Source organism: Pseudomonas putida (assembly GCF_003228315.1).
Classification (GTDB): Bacteria; Pseudomonadota; Gammaproteobacteria; order Pseudomonadales; family Pseudomonadaceae; genus Aquipseudomonas; species Aquipseudomonas putida_S.
The window spans coordinates 322943-348152 of the sequence record NZ_CP029693.1; the positions used below are offsets into that span (position 1 = coordinate 322943).

24 protein-coding genes are annotated in these 25210 nt (G+C 61.9%); 9 read left to right on the forward strand and 15 right to left on the reverse strand.

Going from position 1 to position 25210, the window contains the following annotated elements:
• Nucleotides 1-831: an SDR family NAD(P)-dependent oxidoreductase gene (locus tag DKY63_RS01515; RefSeq protein ID WP_110962469.1), complete on the forward strand. Its 831-nt coding sequence runs from the start codon at nt 1-3 to the stop codon at nt 829-831.
• 115 nt (nt 832-946) lie between these two features.
• On the opposite strand, the gene DKY63_RS01520 is transcribed toward DKY63_RS01515, so the two are convergent.
• From DKY63_RS01520 to DKY63_RS01535, 4 genes are all read right to left on the reverse strand, one after another.
• Nucleotides 947-1954 carry a zinc-dependent alcohol dehydrogenase family protein gene (locus DKY63_RS01520; RefSeq protein WP_110962470.1) on the reverse strand — a complete coding sequence of 336 codons (1008 nt, stop codon included), beginning with the start codon at nt 1952-1954 and terminating at the stop codon, nt 947-949.
• Nucleotides 1955-2071: 117 nt separating this feature from the next.
• Complete coding sequence (locus tag DKY63_RS01525) at nt 2072-3127, reverse strand: NAD(P)-dependent alcohol dehydrogenase (RefSeq protein WP_110962471.1); 1056 nt, start codon at nt 3125-3127, stop codon at nt 2072-2074.
• A gap of 57 nt (nt 3128-3184) precedes the next feature.
• Nucleotides 3185-4642: an acyl-CoA reductase gene (locus tag DKY63_RS01530; protein ID WP_110962472.1), complete on the reverse strand. Its 1458-nt coding sequence runs from the start codon at nt 4640-4642 to the stop codon at nt 3185-3187.
• 4 nt (nt 4643-4646) lie between these two features.
• Complete coding sequence (locus DKY63_RS01535; protein ID WP_110962473.1) at nt 4647-6086, reverse strand: hypothetical protein; 1440 nt, start codon at nt 6084-6086, stop codon at nt 4647-4649.
• A 289-nt stretch (nt 6087-6375) separates the two neighbouring features.
• Between DKY63_RS01535 and DKY63_RS01540 the strand changes: the two genes are divergently transcribed.
• From DKY63_RS01540 to DKY63_RS01550, 3 genes are all read left to right on the forward strand, one after another.
• Nucleotides 6376-7527, forward strand: a complete 1152-nt coding sequence (locus DKY63_RS01540; RefSeq protein ID WP_110962474.1) for an iron-containing alcohol dehydrogenase — start codon at nt 6376-6378, stop codon at nt 7525-7527.
• A complete protein-coding gene (locus DKY63_RS01545; RefSeq protein ID WP_110962475.1) occupies nt 7524-7961 on the forward strand; it encodes an acyl-CoA thioesterase in 438 nt (145 codons plus the stop codon). The genes DKY63_RS01540 and DKY63_RS01545 overlap by 4 nt, the downstream gene beginning before the upstream one ends.
• A gap of 82 nt (nt 7962-8043) precedes the next feature.
• On the forward strand, nt 8044-8712 hold the full coding sequence (locus DKY63_RS01550) for a TetR/AcrR family transcriptional regulator (RefSeq protein ID WP_110967816.1): 669 nt from the start codon (nt 8044-8046) through the stop codon (nt 8710-8712).
• 82 nt (nt 8713-8794) lie between these two features.
• Here DKY63_RS01550 and DKY63_RS01555 read toward each other — a convergent pair whose 3' ends face one another.
• From DKY63_RS01555 to DKY63_RS01570, 4 genes are all read right to left on the reverse strand, one after another.
• Complete coding sequence (locus DKY63_RS01555) at nt 8795-9646, reverse strand: urea carboxylase-associated family protein (protein WP_110962476.1); 852 nt, start codon at nt 9644-9646, stop codon at nt 8795-8797.
• Nucleotides 9647-9660: 14 nt separating this feature from the next.
• The gene (locus DKY63_RS01560; RefSeq protein WP_110962477.1) at nt 9661-10326 is read right to left on the reverse strand and encodes a GntR family transcriptional regulator; all 666 of its coding nucleotides are present in this window, start codon (nt 10324-10326) and stop codon (nt 9661-9663) included.
• Between the two features lie 17 nt (nt 10327-10343).
• Entirely contained in the window at nt 10344-11852 is a 1509-nt protein-coding gene (locus DKY63_RS32845) for an amino acid ABC transporter permease/ATP-binding protein (RefSeq protein ID WP_110962478.1), read from the reverse strand.
• Nucleotides 11853-11935: 83 nt separating this feature from the next.
• Entirely contained in the window at nt 11936-12790 is an 855-nt protein-coding gene (locus tag DKY63_RS01570; RefSeq protein ID WP_110962479.1) for an ABC transporter substrate-binding protein, read from the reverse strand.
• Nucleotides 12791-13201: 411 nt separating this feature from the next.
• Between DKY63_RS01570 and DKY63_RS01575 the strand changes: the two genes are divergently transcribed.
• The gene (locus DKY63_RS01575; protein WP_110962480.1) at nt 13202-14116 is read left to right on the forward strand and encodes a LysR family transcriptional regulator; all 915 of its coding nucleotides are present in this window, start codon (nt 13202-13204) and stop codon (nt 14114-14116) included.
• Here the strand turns inward: DKY63_RS01575 and DKY63_RS01580 are convergent.
• The 3 genes from DKY63_RS01580 to DKY63_RS01590 form a co-directional block, all read right to left on the reverse strand.
• The gene (locus DKY63_RS01580; RefSeq protein WP_110962481.1) at nt 14106-14882 is read right to left on the reverse strand and encodes a substrate-binding domain-containing protein; all 777 of its coding nucleotides are present in this window, start codon (nt 14880-14882) and stop codon (nt 14106-14108) included. The two genes, DKY63_RS01575 and DKY63_RS01580, sit on opposite strands and share 11 nt — an antisense overlap.
• Nucleotides 14883-14908: 26 nt before the next feature.
• Nucleotides 14909-16201, reverse strand: a complete 1293-nt coding sequence (locus DKY63_RS01585) for an MFS transporter (protein ID WP_110962482.1) — start codon at nt 16199-16201, stop codon at nt 14909-14911.
• Nucleotides 16202-16474: 273 nt separating this feature from the next.
• Nucleotides 16475-17542 (reverse strand): sensor domain-containing diguanylate cyclase, encoded by a 1068-nt coding sequence (locus DKY63_RS01590; protein WP_110962483.1) that lies wholly within the window; start codon nt 17540-17542, stop codon nt 16475-16477.
• Between the two features lie 159 nt (nt 17543-17701).
• Between DKY63_RS01590 and DKY63_RS01595 the strand changes: the two genes are divergently transcribed.
• The 3 genes from DKY63_RS01595 to DKY63_RS01605 all read left to right on the forward strand — a co-directional run bounded on the left by DKY63_RS01595 (nt 17702) and on the right by DKY63_RS01605 (nt 19391).
• Nucleotides 17702-18424 (forward strand): hypothetical protein, encoded by a 723-nt coding sequence (locus tag DKY63_RS01595; protein ID WP_110962484.1) that lies wholly within the window; start codon nt 17702-17704, stop codon nt 18422-18424.
• A gap of 36 nt (nt 18425-18460) precedes the next feature.
• Nucleotides 18461-18982: a hypothetical protein gene (locus tag DKY63_RS01600; RefSeq protein ID WP_110962485.1), complete on the forward strand. Its 522-nt coding sequence runs from the start codon at nt 18461-18463 to the stop codon at nt 18980-18982.
• Between the two features lie 70 nt (nt 18983-19052).
• Nucleotides 19053-19391 (forward strand): FKBP-type peptidyl-prolyl cis-trans isomerase, encoded by a 339-nt coding sequence (locus DKY63_RS01605; protein WP_110962486.1) that lies wholly within the window; start codon nt 19053-19055, stop codon nt 19389-19391.
• 91 nt (nt 19392-19482) lie between these two features.
• Here the strand turns inward: DKY63_RS01605 and DKY63_RS01610 are convergent, their stop codons facing one another.
• Nucleotides 19483-20610, reverse strand: a complete 1128-nt coding sequence (locus DKY63_RS01610; RefSeq protein ID WP_110962487.1) for a cytochrome P450 — start codon at nt 20608-20610, stop codon at nt 19483-19485.
• Between the two features lie 78 nt (nt 20611-20688).
• Here DKY63_RS01610 and DKY63_RS01615 point away from each other — a divergent pair, with 78 nt between their 5' ends.
• Nucleotides 20689-21435, forward strand: a complete 747-nt coding sequence (locus tag DKY63_RS01615; RefSeq protein ID WP_110962488.1) for an ArsR/SmtB family transcription factor — start codon at nt 20689-20691, stop codon at nt 21433-21435.
• A gap of 98 nt (nt 21436-21533) precedes the next feature.
• On the opposite strand, the gene DKY63_RS01620 is transcribed toward DKY63_RS01615, so the two are convergent.
• From DKY63_RS01620 to lpdA, 3 genes are all read right to left on the reverse strand, one after another.
• Nucleotides 21534-22277, reverse strand: a complete 744-nt coding sequence (locus DKY63_RS01620) for an SDR family NAD(P)-dependent oxidoreductase (protein WP_110962489.1) — start codon at nt 22275-22277, stop codon at nt 21534-21536.
• A gap of 317 nt (nt 22278-22594) precedes the next feature.
• Nucleotides 22595-23614, reverse strand: a complete 1020-nt coding sequence (locus DKY63_RS01625) for a branched-chain amino acid aminotransferase (RefSeq protein ID WP_110962490.1) — start codon at nt 23612-23614, stop codon at nt 22595-22597.
• A gap of 213 nt (nt 23615-23827) precedes the next feature.
• The gene (gene lpdA / locus DKY63_RS01635; protein ID WP_110962492.1) at nt 23828-25210 is read right to left on the reverse strand and encodes a dihydrolipoyl dehydrogenase; all 1383 of its coding nucleotides are present in this window, start codon (nt 25208-25210) and stop codon (nt 23828-23830) included.

Here is a 25210-nt window from a genome sequence, read left to right on the forward strand (position 1 = left end):
ATGAATTCACTACACGACAAAGTCGCGGTGATCACCGGAGCCGCCAGCGGCTTCGGGCGTGAACTGGCGATCGCCTGCGCCCGGGAAGGCATGCGCCTGGTGCTGACTGATATCGATGAGACAAACCTGCAAGGCACCGTGCGGTTGCTGCCGGCCGGCACTCAGGTGCTGACGATGACCTGCGATGTCGCCCGTGCCGAGCAGGTCGAGCAACTGGCGGTGGCGACCTACGCGCGCTTCGACGCAGCGCACCTGCTGTTCAATAACGCCGGGGTACTGGTGGGCGGTCCGCTGTGGACTACCACTGAACAGGATTGGGCGTGGATGTTCGGCATCAATGTGATGGGCGTCGCCCATGGCATCCGCAGCTTTGTGCCGCGGATGCTGGCGCAAAAGGATCAATGCCACATCGTCAATACCGCCTCGGTCGCCGGTTTGCTCTCGGTGCCGGGCAACGGCATCTACTGTGCGACCAAGCATGCGGTGGTGACGATGTCCGAGTGCCTGCAACTTGAATTGCAGGAAGAAAACGCAGCGATCGGTGTCTCGGTGTTGTGCCCGGCCTTCGTTCCGACGGGCATCGCCGATGCCGGACGCAATCGACCGGCCGAACTGGCGGCGGCCAATCCCTTGAAGGACAAGTACGAGGAGCAGACGCGCAAGGCGACTCAGGCCGGAAAGCTCAGTGCGGCGGACATCGCACGGATCACCCTGGATGCCGTGAAGGAAAACCGCTTCTACATTTTGCCGCACCAGAGGATCAAGAGCCTGATCGAGGTGCGCATGGGCGACATCCTGGATGAGCGCACCCCGCGCAAAACCTCACGCTGAGGTGCAACTGCAGGAGCGAGCCTGCTCGCGATGGGCTTCAACGATAGCGCGTGCTGACGGGTAGAACGCGGCGTTCTTGAATCCATCGCGAGCAGGCTCGCTCCTACAGGTTTATTTAGTAGTGCAGGCAGATCTTGCCGAAATGCCCGGCGGTCTGCTGATGGGCAAAGGCCTCGGCGATTCGTTCCAGCGGATAGCGGCTGTCGATCACCGGGCGCCAGTTGAAGGTTTCCAGGGCCCGTACCATGTCCTGCTGTTGCTCGCGGCTGCCGACGATCAGCCCGCGCAGGGTCTGCTGTTTACGCATCAGTTCCAGGGTCGGCACGCTGCCGGCGAACCCGGTGAGGACCCCGATCAGCGCAATGTGGCCACCGGCTGCGCAAGCGCGGATGGATTGCGGCAAGGTACCAGGGCCACCCACTTCCACCACGATATCGGCGCCTTGGCCATTGGTCGCGGCGAGTACGGCATCGCCCCAGTCCGGCTGGTCCTTGTAATTGATGACGTGGTCGGCACCCAGCGCCAGCAGGCGCGCCTTCTTGGCCTCGGACGAGGTGGTAGCGATCACCCGGGCGCCCATGGACTTGGCCATCTGCAGGGCAAAGATCGAGACGCCACCGGTGCCCAGCACCAGCACGGTATCCCCCGACTTGATACGACCGTCGACCACCAGTGCACGCCAGGCGGTCAGGCCGGCGGTGGTCAGGGTGGCGGCCTCTTCGAAGCTGTAGCCCTTGGGCGCCAGGGTGAAGGCCTCGACGGGCAGGTTGATCAGCTCGCGGGCAAACCCGTCCACGCCGTCGCCAGGGACTGTCTGGAAGGTGGTCGGCACCACGCGGCCCGATTGCCAATGCGGGAAGAAGCACGACACCACGCTATCGCCGACGGCGAATTCGCTCACACCTTCGCCCACGGCAGTGACGACACCGGCGCCATCGGCCATGGGGATGCGACCGTTCGCTGCACCGGCGTGGCCGGTGACGACACCGAGGTCGTGATAGTTGAGCGAGCTGGCGTGGATGCGTACCTGGATCTCGCCGGCGGCGGGCGCGCCGGGGGCGGCCATGTCGACCAGACGCAGGTTGTCCAGGCCGGCGGGATGTTGCAGTTGGATGGCTTTCATGGGAGTCCTTGAGTCAGTGCGTACGGCGGGAGGATGGGAAATTGCCTGACTGCGAGCACTGCGTCCTGAAGAGCAGGCTGCGGTGATGCGCACCGCAGCCTGAGCATGATCACTGCTTCATGTCACGTCACGCAGGCTGCTCATGTCGATCACGAAGCGGTACTTCACGTCATTGCGTTGCAGGCGGTCGAAGGCGGTGTTGATGTCCTTGATACCAATCATTTCGCAGCTGGGCAACACCTGGTGTTCGGCGCAGAAATCCAGCAGTTCCTGGATCGCCTGAATGCCGCCGATCAGCGAGCCGGCCAGGGTGCGATTGTTGCGAATCAACAAGCCACCATGAATCGGCTCAAGGGGTTCGATGGCGCCGACCAGCACCAGCACGCCATTGCGCCCCAGCAGCATCAGGTAGGGGTTGACGTTGTGCCGGCTGGGGATGGTGTCGATGATGAATTCGAAGCCGTTGGCTGCCGCTGTCATCGCCGGTGTGTTGCTGGACAGCAGCACATGATGGGCGCCGAGGGCGATCGCGTCATCGACCTTGCCCGCCGAGGTGGTGATGACCGTGACGTCGGCGCCCAGCGCCACCGCCAGTTTCACCGCCATGTGCCCCAGGCCGCCAAGGCCGACCACGGCGACTTTCGTACCCTTGCCGACGCCGTAGCGGCGCATCGGATTCCAGACGGTGATACCGGCGCACAGCAGGGGCGCGGCGAACCGTGGATCGAGACTGTCCGGCATGCGCAGCACGAATTGCTCGCGAACCACGATGTGTTCGGCGTACCCGCCATAAGTGATCTCGCCGCTCTGCCGGTCCTTGCCGTTGTAGGTCGGCGTGGGACCGTGCAGGCACAGTTGTTCCTGATGCTCGGCGCAGGGGGCGCATTGCAGGCAGCTGTCGACCTGGCAACCGACGGCGACCCGGTCGCCGACCTTGAAGCGCCTGACGTTGCTGCCGACGGCGGTGACGTGCCCGACGATCTCGTGGCCGGGCACGATGGGGTAAACCGTGTTGTTCCAGTCGTTGTGCACTTGATGGGCATCGGAGTGACAGACGCCGCAATAAGCGATATCGATGGCGACGTCATCGGCGCGCAAGGCACGGCGCTCGAAGCGAAACGGGGTGAGCGCGGAGTGGGCATCGTGTGCCGCAAATCCCAGGCATGTGGTCATGGGTCAGTCCTGTGAAAATCAGTGCGTGCCCCCGGCAGTCCGGAGGCACAAGGGAGGTCAGATCGAGGGGCGCAACCACGGTGCCGGGGTCATTTCCGGCGAAGCGATCTGGTTGACGATCCACTTGCCCATGCGGCGCAACGGTTCGATGGAGTCTTGCGGCCCGGCCCATTTCAGCCCCGCCGCGTAACCCAGCGAGACAATGCGCTGGGCGCCGTACAGCGGCAGGATGTCCTTGAGCTGGTCCTTCACGCTTTCCGGATAGACCCCCACGGTCTGGGTGTAGGCATCCACCGCATCCATCATTTCGTTCAGATCATCGACCGGGACCAGGTTCGCAGTGCGGTCGTCCAGGCGGGTGGCGAATGACACCGCTTCCGGAAGCTGCGAACAGATCACGGCGCCTTCGCCATCCTGTCCGCCGATCACCTGATACCACTCGTCATCCAGGCGCAGCGCGTCGACTTCGGCCTTGAGTTGCTGGTCGTAGCGCTTGGGCACGGTGCTCAGGGTATTGGGCAATGTCTGCATGGCGTCGTAGACATAGCGGCCGAAGGTGTTGAGCTGCGTCAGGCCGGCCTCGTCGGTGCCGCTTTGCACATAGACCACTCGGGCGCATACGCAGGCCTTCTGGTTCAGTGCGCCGATATCGCTGGCCAGGCGCACGGCGGCCTCGCGCATGGTCGCCTCGCTGTCGAAAGTGGCCTTGCCGATGATGCTGGCGCTGCGCTTGGGGTCCAGGGAGATCAGTTCCAGCCCCGGCTGGATGTAGCGGGTGACGTGCTTCATCGAGGCGTAGCCGCCCCATGCCACGATCTTCTCCAGGTTCTGCGGCTGGTACAGGCGTTCTTCGAAGGCCTGATCGCCGCCTTTCCAGTAGGCGACGCTGAGGTGTTTGGTCAGTGGATGGTCCGGGGCCATATCGACCATGGTGCGGGCGATGGCCAGCGCGGTGAACGGGTCGTTGGACGGCGCCTTGATAATCGCGTCGCTGCGCAGGACCATGTTGCGCAGAATGGTCAGCAGTGACAGCCCGGTGGCGTTGCCGGCGACGATGTGCAGGGTCCGCGCGCCGAAGCAGCGCACCTCCAGTTCGGTGCCGTCAAGCAGGCGCTGCTTGACCCAGCTCTCCAGGTATTTGACGCCTACCGAGTTTTCCACCTGCTCGGTGACGGACGCGCGGGTGAGCATATGGCGCAGGCCCATGTAGCTGCCCTTGACCATGCTCGGAGTGACCGGCGCGGTCAGATAGGACAGCTCGCAGGCTTCCTGCAAAAACGGGTTCTTGTCGAACTCCAGGCGCTCGCCGAGGGCTTCGGCGTAGTCGAGGATGTCATTGAAGCTGAGGGTGTACAGGTCGGCGAGTTTCGCCGGATTGCCCAGTGGCAACTGGTCCAGGTACTGGTGCGCATCCGGGGTCTGGAAGATCAGGTCGCCGCCACGGCCGCCGACGTCGATCAGGTTGTCGGTGATGACGTTGCCGCGGATGATCATCGGCGCGATGGGTTTGCTCATGGGGTCAGCCCTCCAGGGTGTTGAGGAAGTCCATCGCCTGGCGATGGGAGTCTTCGGTGGCGGCGCAGGTGATCTTGTCGTCACCGCCATTGAGTTCGCTGTAGCGTTGAATCGGTCCGACCACGTAGCAGCTCGGCCGGCCACAGGTGCAGGGTTCATCCCATTCGACGGTGATTTCGTCGCCGGTGATAAAGCCGCCCCAACGAATCTCGGCACCCAGGTCGAAGAACGCGGCGCGACCGGTCACCCGACCGGTGCGCGGCAGCGGCTGGCTGGTTTGCGGGTCGAGCAGGTAGGGGATGACGGTCGGGGCGAAATGGAAGTGGCCGGCTTCACAGCGCGCATGGGCACCGCCGACGATTTCCGACATGGCATAGGATTCGTTGAGTGTTTTGGCCCCGGTGAAGCGCAGCACATCCTCGCGCCAACCCTCGGGCTGCACGACGCCCTTGCCACCGCCGGAGGTGTGCACGAACGAGTCGGGGTGAAACACGCCTTCCAGCCCACGTTCAAGGCCGGCCTTGGCCATGCTGTGCAACAGGTTCCAGGTGGCGCCGACGTACACGCGCTGGCCCTTGAGTTGGGTGGACATGTGGTCGAAGAAGGTCGCCAGGTGTTGGGGCATGTCGGCCTGCAACCGGTCGAAGGCCTTTTTCTTTTCCAGCAGTTCCGGACTGATCACCAGCCGATCCAGGGTGCCCTTGGATTGTGCCGCGCGCAGCTTGGCGCCCAGGTGCAGCACGTCGGTGCTGAGGGTGCTCGGGTAGGCCGCGTGGAAGTGCGATTCGTTGGGCAGCAGCGCCGGGATCATCGCCGCGTGGACGCGCACGTGGCTCAGGTAGCCCTTGCGGTAGTAGGGGTAGATCGTGTGCAGGTTGGACGAGGGCGTGTCCGGTCCCTCCATGTTCCACACCATCATCTTGCGCAGCTGGGCGAATTTGTCCCACTCATGCACACCTTGCGGCAGGAACGACAGGGTGCCGGACGTGCCCGAGGTGTGGCTGATGCGCAGTTGCGGCACACCCTCGTCCATGGTTTCGAACCACTCATCCAGGCCCTGGCAATCGCTGACGTTGACGGCGGCGATGGCCTCGGCCACCTCCGGGGTCACCAGCTTGCCCAGCCATTTGTTGATCTGGGCGAAGCTGCGCTTTTCCAGCAGCGAGGGCGGGTAGGACTTGTAGACCGTGTGTTCGAACAGCAGCGGTACGACGTCGTCGAGCTGGTCGATGTGGTCGATGCCCTGGGCGTCGGCGAGTTTCTTCAGCACCGGTATGCGCTGGCGCAGTTCGGCGAAACGCAGCTTGAGACCATTGAGTTGCAGCGCATCGATTTCGGCGCGTGGCAAATGGTTCCAGGCGTGCTGGGAGTAATTGACCAAGGCTGCCGGGTTGTTCAGCAGTTGCCGGGTTTTTTGTTCTATCGACAGTGGTGATGTGGGCATTGTCTGGCTCGCTACTCGTGTAATGGGAACCGGCGAGGCCGGGGAGGAGTGCGGCTCAAGTATGGGCAGGCCAATCCGGGTTTTATTCCGGATTCCGGATTTTGGCTTGGTGATTCAAGTCATTGATAAATAACGACTAAAAATGATTTTTCGACGACCTTTTCAGAGCATTCCGGATTCGTCGTGCAGACGTGTTTTTCAGGCGAAAACAGGCAGTTTGCTGACATACACTCGACCGGGAACACGCTGAAAAAACTCAGCGCAACACACCTGTTCTCGTGAGGTTTGCATGTTGAAAATGGTATTTCGGACCACGCCATCAATGATCATTGAACGCGGTGCCGCGACCCGTCTCGGTGAGCACGTTCGCGCCATGAATTGCAGGTCGGTGCTGGTGGTGACCGATGCCGGGGTTATTGCGGCAGGGCTGCTGGAAGCGGTACTTGCCGGGCTTGAGGAGCAAGGGCTCGACGTCAGGGTTTTTTCCGAGGTTCAGGCCGATCCTCCGGAGTCCGTCATCCTGGCGGCCGTGAATGCGGCGAAAGCCTGTGACGCCGACTGCGTGGTGGGCCTGGGCGGTGGCAGTTCGCTGGATGCCGCCAAGCTGGCCGCGCTGCTGGCGCGCAGTGGCGAGACCCTGGATCAGGTGTATGGCATCAACCGGACTCAAGGCCCGCGCCTGCCATTGATTCTGGTGCCGACCACCGCAGGGACGGGTTCGGAGGTAACGTCGGTTTCGGTGGTGACGACAGGGGCGGGCGAGAAGAACGTGGTGTATTCGCCCATGTTGTTGCCCGACCTGGCCGTGCTGGACGCGCAATTGACCCTCGGTTTACCCGCGCACGTGACGGCTGCCACCGGTATCGATGCGATGGTCCATGCCGTCGAGGCCTACACCACCAAAAACCTCAAGAACCCGATTTCCGATTGCCTGGCACGCGAGGCCCTGCGCCTGTTGTCCGGCAGCCTGTTCAAGGCCTGCCTGGATGGCGCCGACCTGCAAGCGCGGGAGAACATGTTGCTCGGTGCCTGCCTGGCGGGGATGGCGTTCGCCAACGCGCCGGTGGCCGCGGTGCATGCCTTGGCCTATCCCCTGGGTGCGCGCTTCCATATCCCCCACGGCCTGTCCAACGCCCTGGTGCTGGGTCCGGTGATGCGCTTCAATCTTGAGGCCGTGGCGCCGCTGTATGCCGAACTGGCCGACATTGTCCTGCCTGGCATCCAGGGCACTCCTGTGGAAAAAGCCTCGGCCCTGGCCAATTACCTCGGCACCCTGGCCGGTGAGTTGGGGCTGGCGACCCGTCTGCGTGACCTGGGCATCGTCGAATCCGACATCGAAGCGCTGGCCATCGATGGGATGAAACAACAGCGCCTGCTCGGCAATAACCCCCGGGAGCTGACCCTGGCCGATGTGCGCTCGATCTACCGGGAGATTCTATGAGCAGCAAACCGCAGCGCCCGAGCCGGGACGCGTTTCGCTACTTCACCCAAGTGCCGACGCGCTTTGGTGACAATGACGCCTTCGGGCACGTGAACAACGTGGTCTATTACTCGTACTGCGAGTCGGCGATCACCGCGTTCCTGGTCGAGCAGGGGACCCTGGACATTGCCAGCAGCCCGGTGATCGGGTTGATTGTCAACTCCGGTTGCAGCTACTTTTCGCCCATCGTCTTCCCCGACGTGATCACGGTCGCCATGAAAATTTCCCGGCTGGGCAACAGCAGCGCACGGTACGAGCTGGCACTGTTTCGCAACGACGAACACGAAGCGGCCGCGATGGCCCATGTGGTTTATGTGTACGTCGACCGGGCCAGCAATAGCTCGGTGCCCATCCCGCCCACCGTTCGCCGCGCACTGGCGAGCCTCGCTGACTAAGCGGCAGTCCTGGGTCATACTCCGGCGTGCTGCCCGGCCCATCCACAATGACAACGGGCAGCCATCCGGGGGAATGCTCAGCATGATCAAAGCGAACCGTGACAAGAACGGCGTGCACGTCGAAGTGCCCGCCGAGCCTCGCAAGGCGCCACGCCAGGCGCGCTCGGTCGCGTTGGTCACGGCCGTCAAGCAAACCGCGCTGAAGATCATCGACAGCGAAGGCCGCGAAGCCTTGAGTGCGGTGCGCCTGGCCGAAGACTCGGGCGTGGCGATCAGCTCGATCTACGAGTACTTCCCGACGATGGAAGCGCTGATCGCGGCGATCTTCGATGACTACCGCACGCAAGCCCATGCCGAACTGTTCGCCAGCATCATTGCCTTGCCGCCTGACACCACGCTTTACGAGGGGATCTTGTTGGCCTTGCGCGTGGTGCTGGCCAGCCACTACAAGAAAACCCTGCTCGATCCGCAGTTCAGCGTGCGTTCCACCCACTATGACGAGCTGGTACGGCTGGATGTGGTCAAGGCCAAGCAACTGTGGCCCGCCACGGCAAGCTCAGCGCTGATGCAGCGCTTCGCCAGCGAAATCACGGTGAAGAACCGGGACAAAGCCGAGTTTCTGGTGTACCAGACCCTGTCGGCGATCACCCGGGCGCTGCTGCTGGAAAAACCGGCCTACCTGACTGATGCGGACACCCCGAAAATGATGGCGCGGATGCTCCACGCGATGTTGACGGATGCCAGTGACTGAGCGCTGAACACTGCTTCGCCAGAGAACGTTCAGCGAGATGCCCGGGGCGCTTGGGTGCCCCGGGTGTCGATTTGGCCGGTCGTTACTTTTCCCACTCGGCCTTGGGGATCAGCAGGCCGTGGTTGCCGTTGTAGGCGGCGCGCTCGGGTTGTTTCCAGCCCTCCAGCAGCGACTCGTCGAGGCGGTAGATTTCCACCCCCAGGGGGCGGCAGACCTTCAGCGGATCCTCGGCATCCGGACCCCACATCGGCAGCGACAGGTCACCGCCCGGGCACGTGGAGAGCGCACACAGCAGATCGATTTCGGCGAAGAACTCCAGGTAGTCACCCTGTTTCGCCGGGCAGGCTTTCATGAAGTACATGTCGTCGTGATTGAGGCCGGTGCACTGGAAGATGTTCAACACGTCGTGCACGTCGAACTCGGTCAGGCCATGGGGCAGCACGGCACGCGTCAGGTTCGAGTGGCAGTGGTGGTGGAAGTCCTCGCCGGTGAGCATCTTGTTCACGTAAGGGTCGCACCGGGTACCCAGCAAGTCGTGCAGACGACCACCGTGTTCGTCGATGCCGTAGCCCGCCAGGCTGTCGTCGGTGATGGTGACCATCGGCCTGAGGAAAGGCAGGTTCGACCACAGGCGGTCGTAGGTGGTGACGTGGGCGCCTTGAAGTTGGCGAGTACGGGATGCCCACATGCGTTCACGGGGGTCGTTGGCGCTCCATACGTTGAAGTCCCCGACCTGCGGGCCGACCGGTGTGGTCACGCGAAACACATGGCCTGCCGGCACTTTCCAGGCGCGGCCGGTGCGGATCGGCACTTCGAATTGCTCGATCAGGGTGCGGCCATCTTTTGACTCGCGCACGCGGTCATAGAAGGTTTTGTCGACCTGCAAGGCGGCGCCTTTGCTGACTTGGTAGGCCGCTGGATAGTCTTTGTACATGGGGGATCCTCTTCTCAGTGTTTTGGGATGCTGCTCAGAATGTCCAGCAGCACCAGTTCGGAGTCGTTGAGGTAGCTGCTCATGGCTTCCTCGGCCTCTTTCTTGCGACCGTCACCCAGCAGATCGTGGATATGCCGGTCGCGTTCGAGCCAGGGTTTCTGGAAGGTTTCCTCGCTGGGCGCGTTGGAAAACACCAGGCGCATCTGGGCAGCCACGTGGGTGAAGAATTCGTCGAACAGCGGGCTGCGCAACAGGCCGACGATGTGCTGGTGAAAGCGCAGGCTGTGGGTGCCGAAGGCTTGCCAGTTCTCGCGATCCTGGGCCAGTTGCGCGGCCTCGATGGCTTCGAGCATTCGGTCGGACTGGTATTCGCGCAGCGGCTTGCTGGCGGCAATCGCCTGCAATTCGAGGGTGCGGCGGACCTTGAAGATATCGCGCACGTCGTCGATACCCATCCTGCGCACCATCACGCCCTTGTTGCGCACGTAGCTGGTCAAGCCTTCACGACCCAGCTGGTGCAAGGCTTCGCGCACGGTATTGCGCGAGGCGTTGTAGGCATTGACCAGTTCGCTTTCCACCAGCGGCATGCCCGGCAGCAGGCGCCCGCCAATGATGTCTTCGCGCAGTTCGATGGCCACCTGATCGACCAGCGACAGGCTTTTTTCCTTGGGTTGACTCAACGTAGTGCCCCCTCGGCTCACGCCAGTTGTACATCTTTGAGGAACCGGGTCATGCGCTCGCTGCGCTGTTCCAGCATCTCTTTTGGCGCGGCGTTCTGGATAATTTCGCCGCCTTCCATGAACACCACCCGATCGGAGAGCTTGAAGGCGAAGTTCATTTCGTGGGTGACGATCACCATGGTCATGCCTTCGCGTGCCAGCTCCTCGATGACCGCCAGTACATCACCGACCAGCTCCGGGTCGAGGGCCGAGGTCGGCTCGTCGAACAACATCACCGAAGGCCTCATTGCCAGTGCCCGGGCAATCGCCACGCGCTGCTGCTGGCCGCCCGAGAGCTGGTGCGGGTATTTGCCGGCATGCTCGAGCATGCCGACCTTGCGCAGCAGCGCCAGGCTCAGCAAACGCAGCTCTTCACCACCGCTGTGGGCGTGATGGACCGGTGCGAGCATGACGTTTTCCAGGGCGGTTTTGTGCGGGAACAAATTGAAGCCCTGGAAGACCATCCCGACATGCACGATGCCCTGCATGTGTACTTTGCTGCCCAGAGGGCCCTGCGGTGTTTTGCTGCCGCGCAGGAAGGGTTGGCCTTGCAGGGTGATCTCGCCGTGATCCAGGCTTTCCAGGCCATTCATGGTGCGAATCAGCGTGGTTTTACCCGAGCCCGATGGGCCGATGATCGACACCACCTCGCCCCAACGCACATTCAAGTCGACGCCTTTGAGGACTTCCAGTTCGCCATAGGACTTGCGTACACCCCGCGCCTGCAGGGCGAACTCGCCTGGCGAGGTCTGGCCGCCGGCACGCCGGGTCGTCACCTGCCCGAGTTCGACGGGGGCGATGCGCTTGGGTTTGCGACGGGTCACGTCCAGGTGGTTCTCCAGCAGGCGCAACAGGCGGCTGAACACGGTGACGATAAACACGTAGTAGAAGGCCACCGCGAACATGGTCTCCATGACCAGGAAGTTCTGGGTGTAGAGCTGCTGGCCTACCAGAAGGATTTCCGACAGCGAAATCACCGACACCAAAGAGGTGAGTTTGACAATGGTGATGTACTCATTGGCCAGGGTCGGCAGGGCGACGCGTAGCGCCTGGGGCACCACGATCAGTCGCTGAACGCCGCGATAGCCGATGCCCAGGGCCTTGCCCGCTTCCAGTTGACCCTTGGCCACCGCCAGCAGGCCGCCGCGGTGAATCTCGGCGATATAGGCCGCTTCACTCATCACCAGGGCGATCAGGCCGGCCGAGTAGGGGTTGGACAGCAGTGCACTGGTGGAGGGAAACACCTGGGGCAGGTTGTAGACGAAAATCAGCAGCACCAGCAGCGGCAGGCTGCGGAAAAACCAGATATAGAGGCCGGCCGCATCCCGCAGGAAACGCCGCTGCGACTGTCGCGCCAGGGCCAGAAAAAAGCCGAAGACGATACCCAGCAGCCAGGTTTCCAGGCTCAGTTCGACCACGGTTGCCACGGCTCGCCAGAAGTCGCCGTTCCACAACAAGCCCAAGGTGTAATGCCAATCGAATTGCATGTACTTACTCCGCGTTACTGTGATTTTTCCGCGCAGCGGAAAGAACCCATTGATTCACTACCGGGTGCGCCCGGTGCCGGGCGTCAGGGTGTGGTGATGCCCAGCGCCGTGTTGATTTCCTGGGCATTGGGTTCATCCAGGTTGTAGCGGGCGAGCAGTTCGCCGTAGCTGCCGTTCTGTTTGATCTGGTCGAGCGCGGTGGTCAGTTCTTCCCGTAGCGCCTGGTTGCCCCTGCGCAGCGCCAGCCCGATGACCACGGGATAGATCAGCTCGCTGGAGCTGATAACGGTTTTGCCCTGGAGTTTTTCCACGGTGATTTTCGCGACGGCGGGGTCTTCCATCTGCACATCCACGGCCTGGGCCAACAGGGCCTGTGCCACTTCGGGCGAAGTCGGGAATTCACGCGACTGGATCGGCGGTTTGCCGGAGGGCAGGCAATATTCGGTGGAAACCTTGTTGAGCTTGGGAATCCATGAGGCGCCCTTGATCGAGCCCACGCGCTTGCCGCAAAGGTCTTCGGGCTGCTGTGGCCTGAAGTCGCTGGCACTGAGCACCATCAACGAAGAGCCGGTCTTCAGGTAGCTGATGAAGTCCACCTGTTTGGCGCGTTCCGGGGTGACATACAGCGCCGAGGCAATCACGTCGAAACGCTGGGCATTGACGCCCATGATCAGGTTGGCAAAACGCGTGTCGAGAAAGCGCGGTTCCAGGTGCAATTGTTTGCCCATCAACTGCATGAACTCGGGGTCGAAGCCGCTGGGCTGCTTTTGTTCCAGATAGGTGTAGGGCGGATAGGTCAGGTCGGATCCGACCGACAGTTCGCCCTGTTTGAGCGTGCCCTTGATCTCTGCCGCAGACAGCAGCGGCGTCACGCAAGCCAGGGAGATCGTCAGCGCCAGGTGGCGCATGGTGTTTTTGCCCGTCAGACCTTTTTGCATGTTCGTTTCCTCAGTTTCTGAACGCAGTCAATTGGCAGGATTGTTCAACAATCCAATAACTGTGAGTATGCGGATAACGTGCCAATAGCTGGAGTGATGGTCTTTTTGAATGCTTTTTTTGTGAGGGACGCGTTTCAAGAGCAGGCGGGCGAGCCAAAACGGTGCGATCCGTTACCGAACGCAACATCGTGGGATGCCGGAAGGTATTTGGGGCGAGGGTGAGGTTTGCTGCTGTTACCGAGGGCGCGCGATGTGCGCATGGCTTGTAGCTGATGGAAGGCAGTCGCGATTGCCTTTACCGGGAGGGCGGGGATGGAGCACTCGCTGCCATGAGCTTGTTACATTTTGCATTAATTGGTTACATTTATAGGGTAAGCGTATTAATCCGCGTCATCCCCTCGAGTGTGCACCATGGCCATCAACTTCGACCTCAACGACCTGCAAGCCTTTCGCGCCGTGGTCGAGCAGGGCAGCTTTCGCAAGGCCGCCGATACCGTGCGCATCTCCCAGCCGGCCCTGAGCCGGCGCATCGAAAAGCTCGAGGACGCTCTCGGTGTGAAGCTGTTCGAACGCACCACGCGCAAGGTCAGCCTGACCCAGGCCGGGCGCGGTTTCATGCCCAGTGTCGAGCGCTTGCTGGATGACCTGGACGTGGCGTTGCTGGGCATCAGCGAAGTCGCTTCGAATCGCCTCGGCCATGTCACCGTCGCCTGCGTCCCCTCGGCGGCCTACTACTTCATGCCGAGTGTGATTGCCCGCTATCACCGCCAGTTTCCCAAGATCAAGGTCAAGGTGCTCGACTCCAGCGCCCATGAAGTGCTGAGCGCGGTGGTCAATGGCGAGGCGGATTTCGGCTTGAGCTTCATGGGCACCCTGGAGGCCGAAGTGGATTTCGAGCCGCTGGTGCAGGAAAGCTATGTGGTGGCCTGCCGGCGCGATCACCCGTTGGCCGCGCGCAGCAGCGTGACCTGGGACGAGTTCTATCAGCAGGATTACATCTCGCTGGACAAGACGTCCGGCAACCGCTTTTTGCTGGATCAGGCCCTGACGTCCGTGGTGCCCAAGCGGCCGAGTATCTGCGAGACCCTGCATGTGACGACCATGATCGGTCTGGTAGAGGCGGGATTGGGGGTGGCGGCGGTGCCGTTGATGGCGATGCCGGCGGCGGATCACCCGATTCTGACGCGGGTGCCGCTCACCGACCCGCAGGTGATGCGCAGCGTCGGCCTGATCAAGCGCCGGGGTCGGACCCTGACCCCGGCGGCGCTGGAACTGGAGCGCCTGGTGGTGGAGATGAAAGTTTTGCCGCCGTCGATTAGCGACTGACTGAGTCCAGGCCGGTGGCCTTCACATCCGCCTGGGCTTGCGCCGAGGCCATGTACTCGAGCAATGCCCTGGCTTCGGCCGGGTGTTGCGCGCCCACCGGAATGCCGGCGGCGAAACGGGTCACCGACTGCACGGACTCCGGTATCTTCGCCACAAAACTCACCCCCGGCACCGGCAGCAGTTCGCTGACCTGCTGAAAGCCCAGTTGATAGTCGCCGGTGGCAACCACCGAGGCCACGGGGATTTTCGGCACCATGGTCGATTTGGCCTTGAGCGTGTCTTCTATCCCTAAGCGTTTGAACAGCTGCTGCTCGATGTAGACGCCACTGGCGCTATCGGAATAGGCCACGGATTTGGCGTCGAGCAATGTCTTCTTCAGGCCGTCGACCGAGCTGATGTCCGGTTTCGGCGCACCTTCACGCACCACCAGGCCGATCCGCGAGTCCGCCAGTTCGACCCGCGACGCCGGGTCGACCTTGCCTTGTTTGATCAGCTCATCCAGGGCGTAGCCGACCATGATCACCACATCGGCTTGCTCGCCCCGAGCCAGGCGATTGGGGATTGCTTCCGGGGCCTTGCCCATCGATGGCCCCAAGGCAGTATCGAGAGTGTTGCCGGTGTTGGCGGCGAATTTCGGGCCGAGGACTTTGTAGGCAGCGGTGAAGCCGCCGGACGTCATCACACGGATTTCTGCGGCCTGGGCGAAGGTGCTCGCACACAGGCCGGCCAGCAGCGCCAGGGCCGTGACATTGAACAGTTTTTTCATGGACAGTTTCTCAATCAGGGCACGTTTCAAGACACGGCGGGTTGCAGGCGACCGCCAGCGCGGCGATAGAGGTACAGCGTCGCGCACAGGGCGCAGAGCGCGGCCACGCTCATCCAGTAGCCGGGCGCTGCCTTGTCGCCGGTGTACTGGATCAGGAACGTCGACATCGCCGGGGTGAAACCGCCAAAAATCGCGGTGGCCAGGCTATAGGCCAGGGAGAAACCGGCGACCCGCACCTCGACCGGCATGATTTCCGTCAGCGCCGGGATCATCGCGCCATTGTACAAACCGTAAATGAACGACAGCCACAGCAGCACCAGCAGCATGTGGAGGAAGCTCGGCGCCTGCACCAGCCAGGACAGGGCAGGGTAGGTTGATACCAACGCCAGCAGGGCCATGGCGATCAGCACCGGGCGACGGCCGATGCGGTCCGACAGCGCGCCACCGATGGGCAGCCAGAAGAAGTTCGACACACCCACCAGCAAGGTCACCAGCAGCGCATCGGACGTGCTCAGGTGCAGCACGGTCTTGCCGAAGGTCGGCGCATACACGGTGATCAGGTAGAACGCGGTGGTGGTCAGGGCGACCATCAGCATGCCGGCGAACACAATGGTCCAGTTCTGCGCCAGGGTACGGAACACCTCGCCCATGCTCGGGCGATGCTTGCGGGTGGCGAATTCTTCGGTTTCTTCCAGATTGCGGCGCAGCAGGAAGATGAACGGCACGATCATGCAGCCGACGAAAAACGGAATCCGCCAGCCCCAGTCGGCAATCATCGACGGCGCCATCCATTGGTTCAGGGCATAACCCAGAGCGGCGGCGACAATGATCGCCACTTGCTGGCTGCCCGATTGCCAACTGGTGAAAAAGCCCTTGTGGCCGGGCGTGGCGATCTCCGAGAGATACACCGAGACACCGCCCAGTTCCGCGCCGGCCGAGAAGCCTTGCAGCAGGCGGCCGATCAGCACCAGGGCCGGGGCGAACAGGCCAATGGTTTCATAGCCGGGCACCAGCACGATCAGGATCGTGCCGCTGGCCATGATCGACAGGGTAACGATCAGGCCTTTGCGCCGACCGACGTCATCGATGTACGCACCCAGCACCACCGCGCCCAGTGGACGCATCAGGAAGCCTGCGCCGAACACGGCGAAGGTCATCATCAGCGAGGCGAACTCGCTGCTGGCGGGGAAGAACACGGCAGCGATCTGCGTGGCGTAGAAGCCGAAGAGAAAGAAATCGAACTGTTCGAGGAAGTTGCCCGAGGTGACCCGGAAAATGGCGCTGGCCCGGGAGCGTCCGCGGGCGATTGTGGCTGTCATAGGTAAGTACTCCACCGCTTTTATGACGTGCGCCGACGGGTTGCGGTGCACGGTTCTTATTGGGGCGGATAGTGGCGCAGAGGGATCGATATGTTAATTGCATAGTTGGCATGCATTGATGCGTGGGGCTGATCAATACATCTGTATCGAGACCCTGTGGGAGCGAGCCTGCTCGCGATGGTCGTGAACGATAACGCGTGCAACCAGATGCCCAGCGGCGCCTGTTGGTTTTTCGCGAGCAGGCTCGCTCCTACAGGGGGCCGGCAGTCAACATCATGTCGGATGAAACACCACCTGTTCCCCCAACCGATACTGATTGTTCCCGCTGCGCTTGGCCTCATACATCGCCAGATCGGCAATGTGAATCAGGCGGTCCATGCTCGGCGCATGGTCGGGGAACATGGCGACGCCCAGGCTGCTGCCAATGTGGCGCTGGTCGTTGCCGATGGTCACGGGCGGGGCGAGTTCGACGAAGATTTTCTGGCAGATGCTGCGGGCTTCGTCCGGCAGGCTGATGCCTTGGGGCAGGTCGCGCAGAATGACCACGAACTCGTCGCCGCCGATGCGCGCGACCGTGTCGCTGGTACTGAGGATGCGCTTGAGGCGGGTCGCAGTGGCAATCAGCACGCGGTCTCCCGCTGCGTGCCCGTAGTGATCGTTGATCGCCTTGAAACCATTGAGGTCGACGAACACCAGCGCCACCCGGGTCGCACTGGCCCGCGCCTGTTCCAATGCCTCGGACAGTCGTTCCTCCAGCACCAGGCGATTGGGCAGGCCGGTCAGTGGATCGAAATGCGCCAGGTGCTGCAGGTAACTGGCCGAGGCCTTTTCCTCGGTGATGTCGCGCACCACGCCCATCATCTTCACGGTTTGATCACGCTCGTTCTTGACCACGTTGCCGGTTTCCCGCAGCCAGCGAATGGTGCCGTCGGGCCAGACGACCCGGTATTCCTCGTCATGGTTTTCGCCGGTGGCCAGGCAGCGCAGTTCGCCGGCGCGCACCCTGGCGCGGTCATCGGGGTGCACGCAGGCGCAAAACAGCGCGTAGGAGGGCGTCACCTCGCCGATCTTGAACCCGAACATGCCGTAGATCGCTTCCGACCAGTAGAGCTTGTCGGTGTCGACATCCCAATCCCAGGTGCCGATGCGGGCGAAGTACTGGCTGCGCTTGAAGCGCTCGGCGTCGCCGTCCTGGTGGATGTTGTGACCCTCGGCCAGGTCATTGATGATCGCGCGGTATTCGGCCAGTTGCCGTTGCAGCCGGCGCTCGCGCAGGCCCCATGCGACGATCACGATGAGCATCGCCGTGCCGAGGGCTGCGCAGGTCCATGACAGCATCATGCGGGAATGGCATCCATGGCGTGGTAAACCGGCGTTGGGGTTCTGTTCATGTTAGTTCACTGCGTTATGGCGTTGCAGTCGCGTTCTCTTGCGCGGGCGCTAGACTTGTCTGGCAGCCCATCCGCTTCGTGATCATCCGCCCGGCAGGAGGTCATCAACATGACAACCGGTTCTGCCACCCCGGCGCCCGCGCCTGAGAACGCGCAACTGTCGGCGCATTACGGGGGACCCGCCCTGTTGTTTGGTGCCTACCTGTTTTTCTACTCCTGGCTGCATCTGTTTTATTACTTCAAGACCTTCGGCATTGCGCTGGTTTCGCTGGATATCTCGCTGTATTTCTATCTTGCCTTTGCCTGGACAGTGGCCAAACAGTTGGGTGTCCATACGTTGTTGGTACTGGGCGTTGGTGCGCTCTTCTTTGTCGCGCTGAACGGCGCGTGGTCCTCGGACAGCAAGGGTTTTTGGTACTTTGTGCACAAGGCCCTGTTTGCGATTTTCCTGATCCTCGGCCTCTGGGGGACATCGGTGCTGGCCGAGCACTACGGCACGCTTCAGGCCCAGCAAGTGCGTGACGGCGGGGTGTTGCGCCCGATCCGCCTGCACTTCGACGACAAGCACGCCAAGGACTATCCGCCGCAGCTGACCTCGGCCACAACCAGCAAGGATGGCGGCATCACAGAGCCGGTGTTGCTGTTCGAAACCAAAGAGACCTACTACGTGCTGGTGCAGAAAGTGCTGATGAAAACCGACAGGCAGGCGCAGCGTTACGACTCGTTCGGCACGGTCTATCAAGTGCCGAAGAAGCAGGTGACTTACGTTGAAGTCGATGTGCCCAACCTGTCGCGCAAGAGCGGGGCCCTGACGTACGACGATTTTCTATAGGTACTTGATCCGGACCGGACCTTTGGCAGGTGCGCCATGACCAGATCCCTGATTGCCCTGACACTGCTGATGAGTGTCGGCGCTGCGCAAGGCGAACAGATATTGATCATGCCCAGTGGTGAGCAGTACCTGGGCAACCAGACAGTGGATCACTCGGGCATCTTCGTCGATTGCGACAAGCGCCCGCACAGCTCGGCGGACGGCAGGATTCAGCCGACCAGCCAACGTTGTACCGATAGCGTGGATATCCACGCATCCGCCCAACCGCTCATTACCCGTTCACCGATGGAAGTGGTGAGCGTGGACCCCAAGGACAAGAAAATCGAAGTCATGGAGGGCAGTACGATCAAGATCCTCGACATGACGCAGTTCCCGGATTTTCATTGGTTCGATTACAACAAGGGCGACCAGATCGGCATCGTCACCGAGAAGAAAGCCAGCGTGGGTGAAAGGCTTTTGCCTGAGGCTGTTTTCGGCAAGGACTTTGCCGTCGATGCCAAGAAGAAGGAGGACCAGCGCGTTCAAGAGGCGCTGTCTCATCCCGATAAAGGCACCTGAGTGTTGCCAGCGGGATGATTTTCTGGGAAAAACACGCCCCTCGAACACTGCCGACAGACAAACCATCGCCATGAATGAAGAACTGCACATCATCGATCTTGAAAAAGGCGACGGCAAAGCCGCCGTCAAGGGTGCGCTGATCACCACCCAATACCGTGGCTGGCTGGAGGACGGCACCGAATTCGACTCGTCTTACAGTCGGGGCAAACCCTTCCAGTGCGTAATCGGCACCGGCCGCGTGATCAAGGGCTGGGATCAGGGCCTGATGGGGATGCAGGTGGGCGGCAAGCGCAAGCTGCTGGTGCCGGCGCACCTGGCCTACGGTGAGCGCAGCATGGGCAAGATCACGCCGAACTCGAACCTGATTTTCGAGATTGAACTGCTGGAAGTGCTGACCCGGGACGACTGACCGGACGCCATCGCGAGCAGGCTCGCTCCTACAGGTGATCGCCTTCCAATGTGGGAGCGAGCCTGCTCGCGATGAACGATAACGTGGACTTTCAGGTCTGTGGCAAATCGACAAACACCGGAATCCGCCCATTCAGCGAAGGCCGGTAGTGCCACCTCAAGCCATCCAGCTGGGGATTCACCGCCAGAATCCGCGCAAGGCTGGCGCTGGCGATGCTCAAGGCCAGCTTCTGTCCCGGACATTGGTGGTGGCCCGCGCCAAAGGTGAAGCTGCGCCGGTTCGGGCGCTTGAGCAGAAAGCTATCGGGGTCGTCATTGAGTTGCGGGTCGCGGTTGGCCGAGGCCAGCAGCACCAGGATGGCATCGCCGGGATTCAGGCGGACACCCTCGATTTCACAGGCCGCACTGACGAAACGGCGGGTGTTCTGCACCGAGGGGTCGAAGCGCTGCACTTCGTCCAGCAGGTCGTCGATAGATATTGATTTCTTGCGCAGTGCCGGCTGCCGCTTCAGGGCCAGCAGGCTGTTGCCGATGAGTCCAGCCGTGGCTTCGAACGTCTGGGACAGCAGGCCGACAAGGTTGGCGGTCAGTGTTTGCGAGTCGGGGGATTGCGCGGCGAAGCGCTGGCAAATGCCCGAGAGCAGGGCCGTGCGCGGTATCTGATCATCCAGCAGCTCCAGGCAGTAGCCGTTCAACTGTTCGGCCGCAACATGAGCCGCATGCAGTTGCTGCGGGGTACTGAGGGGCGACAGGCAGGTGACGAAATCGGCGGTCAGCTCACTGATGATTCGCCCCTGCGCCGGCGAAAACCCCAGCAGCGCCGCGACCACGCAAACCGGACCACGGAACATCGCGGCGTGCAGTCCTTCGGCGCCCGGCGTGATCAGGCGCGCCGCGACCAGCGTCTCGACTTCCAGCGGGGCGAACAATTGCAACCCTGGCTCGATGGCCGAGCGCGGGCAGCGCTGGCGTTCGCCTTCGTTCATCCGCATCAACCGGCCGAACACTTCTCCGGCCATGCCGCCGGCAATCGCCTTGGGAACGGGCTCATGGGCGGGGCGGACGTGGCAATCCGGGTGCGCCAGAACCGCGGCGACCGCGCGGGCACTGCTGGCCACCCATAAATTCAGGTCCGGGTGAAAGGTCAGCCCGCCTTCAGCGCGCAATTGCGCATAGTAGGGGTACGGATCGGCGTGGGTTGCAGCGATGAGCGGGTCCATGGTCACAGCCTTTAGTTGTTGGAAAGTGTTGCTACTATCTCCAGTCCGAACAGGCGTTGATTCGTCCGGGAGCGAAATATGAACGAAGAACACTCTGACGTTGGTGTGTCGCAGGTCGCGGCGGCGATCGCGGAACCGGCGCGAACCAAGATCCTCTGTTCACTGATGGACGGCCATGCCCGGACCAGCACCGAGTTGGCCGCGATTGCCGAGGTCAGTGCCTCCACTGCCAGTGCCCATCTGGCCAAACTCAAGGAGCTGGCGCTGGTGCGCCTGCATGTTCAGGGTCGTCATCGCTATTACAGCCTGGCGGACAAACGAGTCGCCCAGGCCCTGGAAGCCTTGATGGTGATCGGCCAGAACGCCGTGCCGGCCTTTCAGTCGCGAACCCCGGGCCGATTGCAGTTTGCCCGGACCTGTTACGACCATATGGCTGGCACCCTGGCCGTGCTGCTGCATGACCGGATGATCGAGGCGGGGTGGCTGCAGGAGGTGGACGATCAGCTGTACCGGCTGAGCGACAGTGGCGAAGCCCTGATGGAGGGTTTGGGCATAGAGGTCAGGGATCTGGCCACGGCACGTCGCCGTTTTGCCTGCCCATGCCTGGACTGGAGCATGCGCCGGCCGCATCTGGGCGGAGCGTTGGGCGCCGCTTTGCTTCAAGTGGCGATCAGGCGCAAGTGGCTGACTCAGGATCTGGATAGTCGGGCGCTGGCGTTGACTGCGCAGGGGAGAAGGGAGATCAGTGCGCGGTTCGGTTTGATCGTTCCGGTACAAGAGCCTGTATCGACAGCAAAAGATCGCAACCAACGACAGTCCCAGTGAGAGCTGCCGCAGGCTGCGATCTTTTGATTTTTCAAGAGCAGGATCAAAAGATCGCAGCCTCGTTGCACTCGACAGCTCCTACGGGGTGAGGCCGCTTCTCAGCGCAGGGTGTATCCGCTATCCACCACCCAATCCTGGCCAATTACGTTGCGTGCACCATTGCCCAGCTGGAACAGGATCACATCGGCCACGGCCCCCGGCTCCAGAAACTGGCCGTCGAGCAAGCGCTGGTTGACCGTGCTGGCCACGGCGTTGAGTTCTTCGTTCTTCAGGCCGAGCGTCGACCAGATGGGTGTAGCGGTTGGCCCCGGAGACACGGTGTTGATGCGAATACCGTGGGGCGCCAGTTCCACCGCCAGCGTGCGGGCGTGGTGGATCAAGGCGGCCTTGGAGGCGATGTAGGCGGCCAGGCCCGGGAAGGTCACTTGCGCCAGGAAGGTGCCGATGAACACCACCGAAGCGGACGCCGCCAGATGCCCGCGCAGGCAGGCCAGGGTGTTCAGTGCGCCGGCACCGTTGACCGCCCATTGCCGGTCGAACGCTGCCAGGTCCAGGCCATCGGCCAGTTGCGCGATCCCGGCGTTGGGCACCAGGAAACTCACGGGGCCCATGATCGCGGCCTGTTTGGCCAGGCGCTCCAGGTCCGCAGGCTGGGTCACATCCCCCGCGACCCATGACAGTTGGGTCCTGAAGCGTTCCGCCAATTCCCCCAGGCCGCCGATCTGGCGAGACATTGCCAGCACGCGGGCACCCTGGCCCAGCAGCCGTTCGGTGACGGCCAGGCCGATGCCGGAACTGGCGCCGGTGACCACCGCCAGACGATCTTGAAAAGCGTTGCTCATACAGACGTTTCCTTTTGGTCAGTGAACTTTTTCAGGACATCTACCAAAAAGCGGGCCAATGTGACGAGCCTTGAAGTACGGGCGTTCCAGGTGGGTTGTGGTTAATTTGACTGCTTCGTAAATTGGTCATTAAGACTTCTTCGTGGTCTTTTTGACGGCCCCCTGTAGGAGCGAGCCTGCTCGCGATGGAGTGTCAGTCGACACCGATGTTGCTGATCCACCATCGCGAGCAGGCTCGCTCCTACAAAAAAAGCAAAAAAAATCGCCGCCTTCGAATGCCGAAGGCGGCGATTTTTTATTGCGGATGGGGCGTCAGGTCAAACCTTGACGATCCAGCCGGCTGGCGCTTCGATGTCGCCGGTCTGCACGCCGGTCAGCTCTTTGTAGAGCTTCTGGGTGATCGGGCCGACTTCGGTTTCGCTGTGGAACACGTGCAGGTGATCGTTGTAGCTGATCCCGCCGATCGGGGTGATCACGGCAGCGGTACCGCAGGCACCGGCTTCCTTGAAGTCCGACAGCTTGTCGATGAACACGTCACCTTCGACCACTTCCAGGCCCAGACGGGTTTTCGCCAGTTCGATCAGCGACAGGCGGGTGATGCCTGGCAGCACCGACGGCGAGTTCGGGGTCACGAACTTGTTGTCGTGGGTGATCCCGAAGAAGTTGGCCGAACCGACTTCCTCGATTTTCTTGTGAGTCATTGGGTCCAGGTAGATCGCGTCGGCGAAGTGCGCTTTCTTGGCCTGGGAACCCGGCATCAGGCTGGCAGCGTAGTTGCCACCGACCTTGGCGGCACCGGTGCCTTGTGGCGCGGCGCGGTCGAAGGTGGAGATCTGGAAGTTGTGCGGGGTCAGGCCGCCCTTGAAGTAGGCGCCGACCGGAATCGCAAACACCGAGAAGATGAATTCCGGCGCGGTACGCACGCCGATGTTGTCACCCACACCGATCACGAACGGACGCAGGTACAGCGCGCCGCCGGTACCGTATGGTGGGATGAAGCGTTCGTTGGCACGGACCACGTCCTTGCACGCTTCGATGAACTGCTCGGTGGACACGTGCGGCATCAGCAGGCGGGCGCAGCTGCGCTGCATGCGCGCGGCGTTCTGGTCCGGACGGAACAGGTTGATCGAGCCATCCTTGCAACGATAGGCCTTCAGGCCTTCGAAGCATTGCTGGCCGTAGTGAAGGGCAGTGGAGCCTTCGCTGATGTGCAGCACGTTATCTTCGGTCAGGGTGCCTTTGTCCCACTCGCCATTGCGAAAGTACGACAGATAGCGCTTGTCAGTCTTGATGTAGTCAAAACCCAGCTTGTCCCAATTGATGCTTTCGTTACCCATGACACCCTCTATCACTTAACAACCGTCGAAACGGTACAAGGCTTCTGACGTTTTTTTGGATGGGGACAACAATACTTCATTCTTGGGCTGTTTCGCAGCCTGAAATACGCTCCTTGTGGGAGCAAGGCTTGCCCGCGATGAACGATGACACGGGTTTCCTGATACACCGTGGCGCTTTCATCGCGAGCAAGCTTTGCTCCTACAGGGGTCGGGTTACAGGTGCAACGCGTGGCCCAAGGCCCGCAACGCCGCCTCCTGCACCGCCTCTCCCAGCGTCGGATGCGCATGAATAGTGCCGCCGGTGTCTTCCAGTCGCGCGCCCATTTCCAGGCTCTGCGCAAAGGCCGTCGACAGTTCGGACACCCCGACACCCACCGCCTGCCAGCCGACAATCACATGATTGTCGCGGCGGGCGACCACGCGCACGAAGCCGCTTTTCGATTCCAGGGTCATCGCCCGGCCATTGGCGGCGAACGGGAAACTGGACACGATGCAATCCCAGCCTGCGGCCTTGGCCTCATCCGGGGTCTTGCCGACCACCACCAATTCCGGATCGGTAAAGCACACGGCGGCGATGGCGGCAGGGTTGAACTCGCGGGTTTTACCGCTGATCAGCTCGGCGACCATCTCGCCCTGGGCCATGGCCCGGTGGGCGAGCATCGGTTCGCCGCTCAGGTCACCAATGGCATACACGTTGCGCATGCTGGTCTGGCAGCGATTGTCGATCTTGATCGAGGAGCCGTTCATGTCCAGGTTCAGTGCTTCGAGGTTCCAGCCCTGGGTGTTCGGCTTGCGGCCCACGGCCACCAGCACCTGATCGGTTTCCAGATTCAGGGTGCCGCCTTCAGGGTCCAGAACCTGAAGAGTATTTGCATTTGAATCAAAGCCTTGCACGCTATGCTTCAAGTAAAGCTTCACACCGAGCTTCTTCAATTCTTCGTGGACTGGCTGGGTCAGTTCGGCGTCGTAAGCCGGCAGGATGCGCTCCTGGGCTTCGACCACACTGACTTCGGCACCGAGCTTGCGGTAGGCAATCCCCAGTTCCAGGCCGATATAACCGCCGCCGACCACGACCAGGCGTTTCGGTACGGACGTCGGTGCCAGGGCTTCGGTGGAAGAAATGATCGGCCCGCCGATGGGCAGCATCGGCAGGTTCACGCTCTTGGAGCCGGTGGCCAGCACCAGGTGTTCGCAGTGGATGCGGGTGTCGCCGACGTCGACGGTCTTGCCGTCGACCACCTTGGCCCAGCCTTGAATGACCTGGACCTTGTTCTTTTTCAGCAACGCCGCGACGCCAGTGGTCAGGCGATCGACGATGCCGTCTTTCCACTCGACGCTCTTGCCGATGTCCAGGGTTGGCGCCGACACGTTGATGCCCAGCGCCGAATGCTGGCTGTGATGGCGGGTCTGGTGGAGCTGCTCGGCGACGTGAATCAGTGCCTTGGACGGGATGCAGCCGATGTTCAGGCAGGTGCCGCCCAGGGATTCGCCTTCCACCAGAAGGGTCGGGATGCCCAACTGGCCGGCGCGGATCGCTGTCACATAACCGCCAGGGCCGCCACCGATGATCAGCAGCGTGGTGTTCAAAGTCTGCAT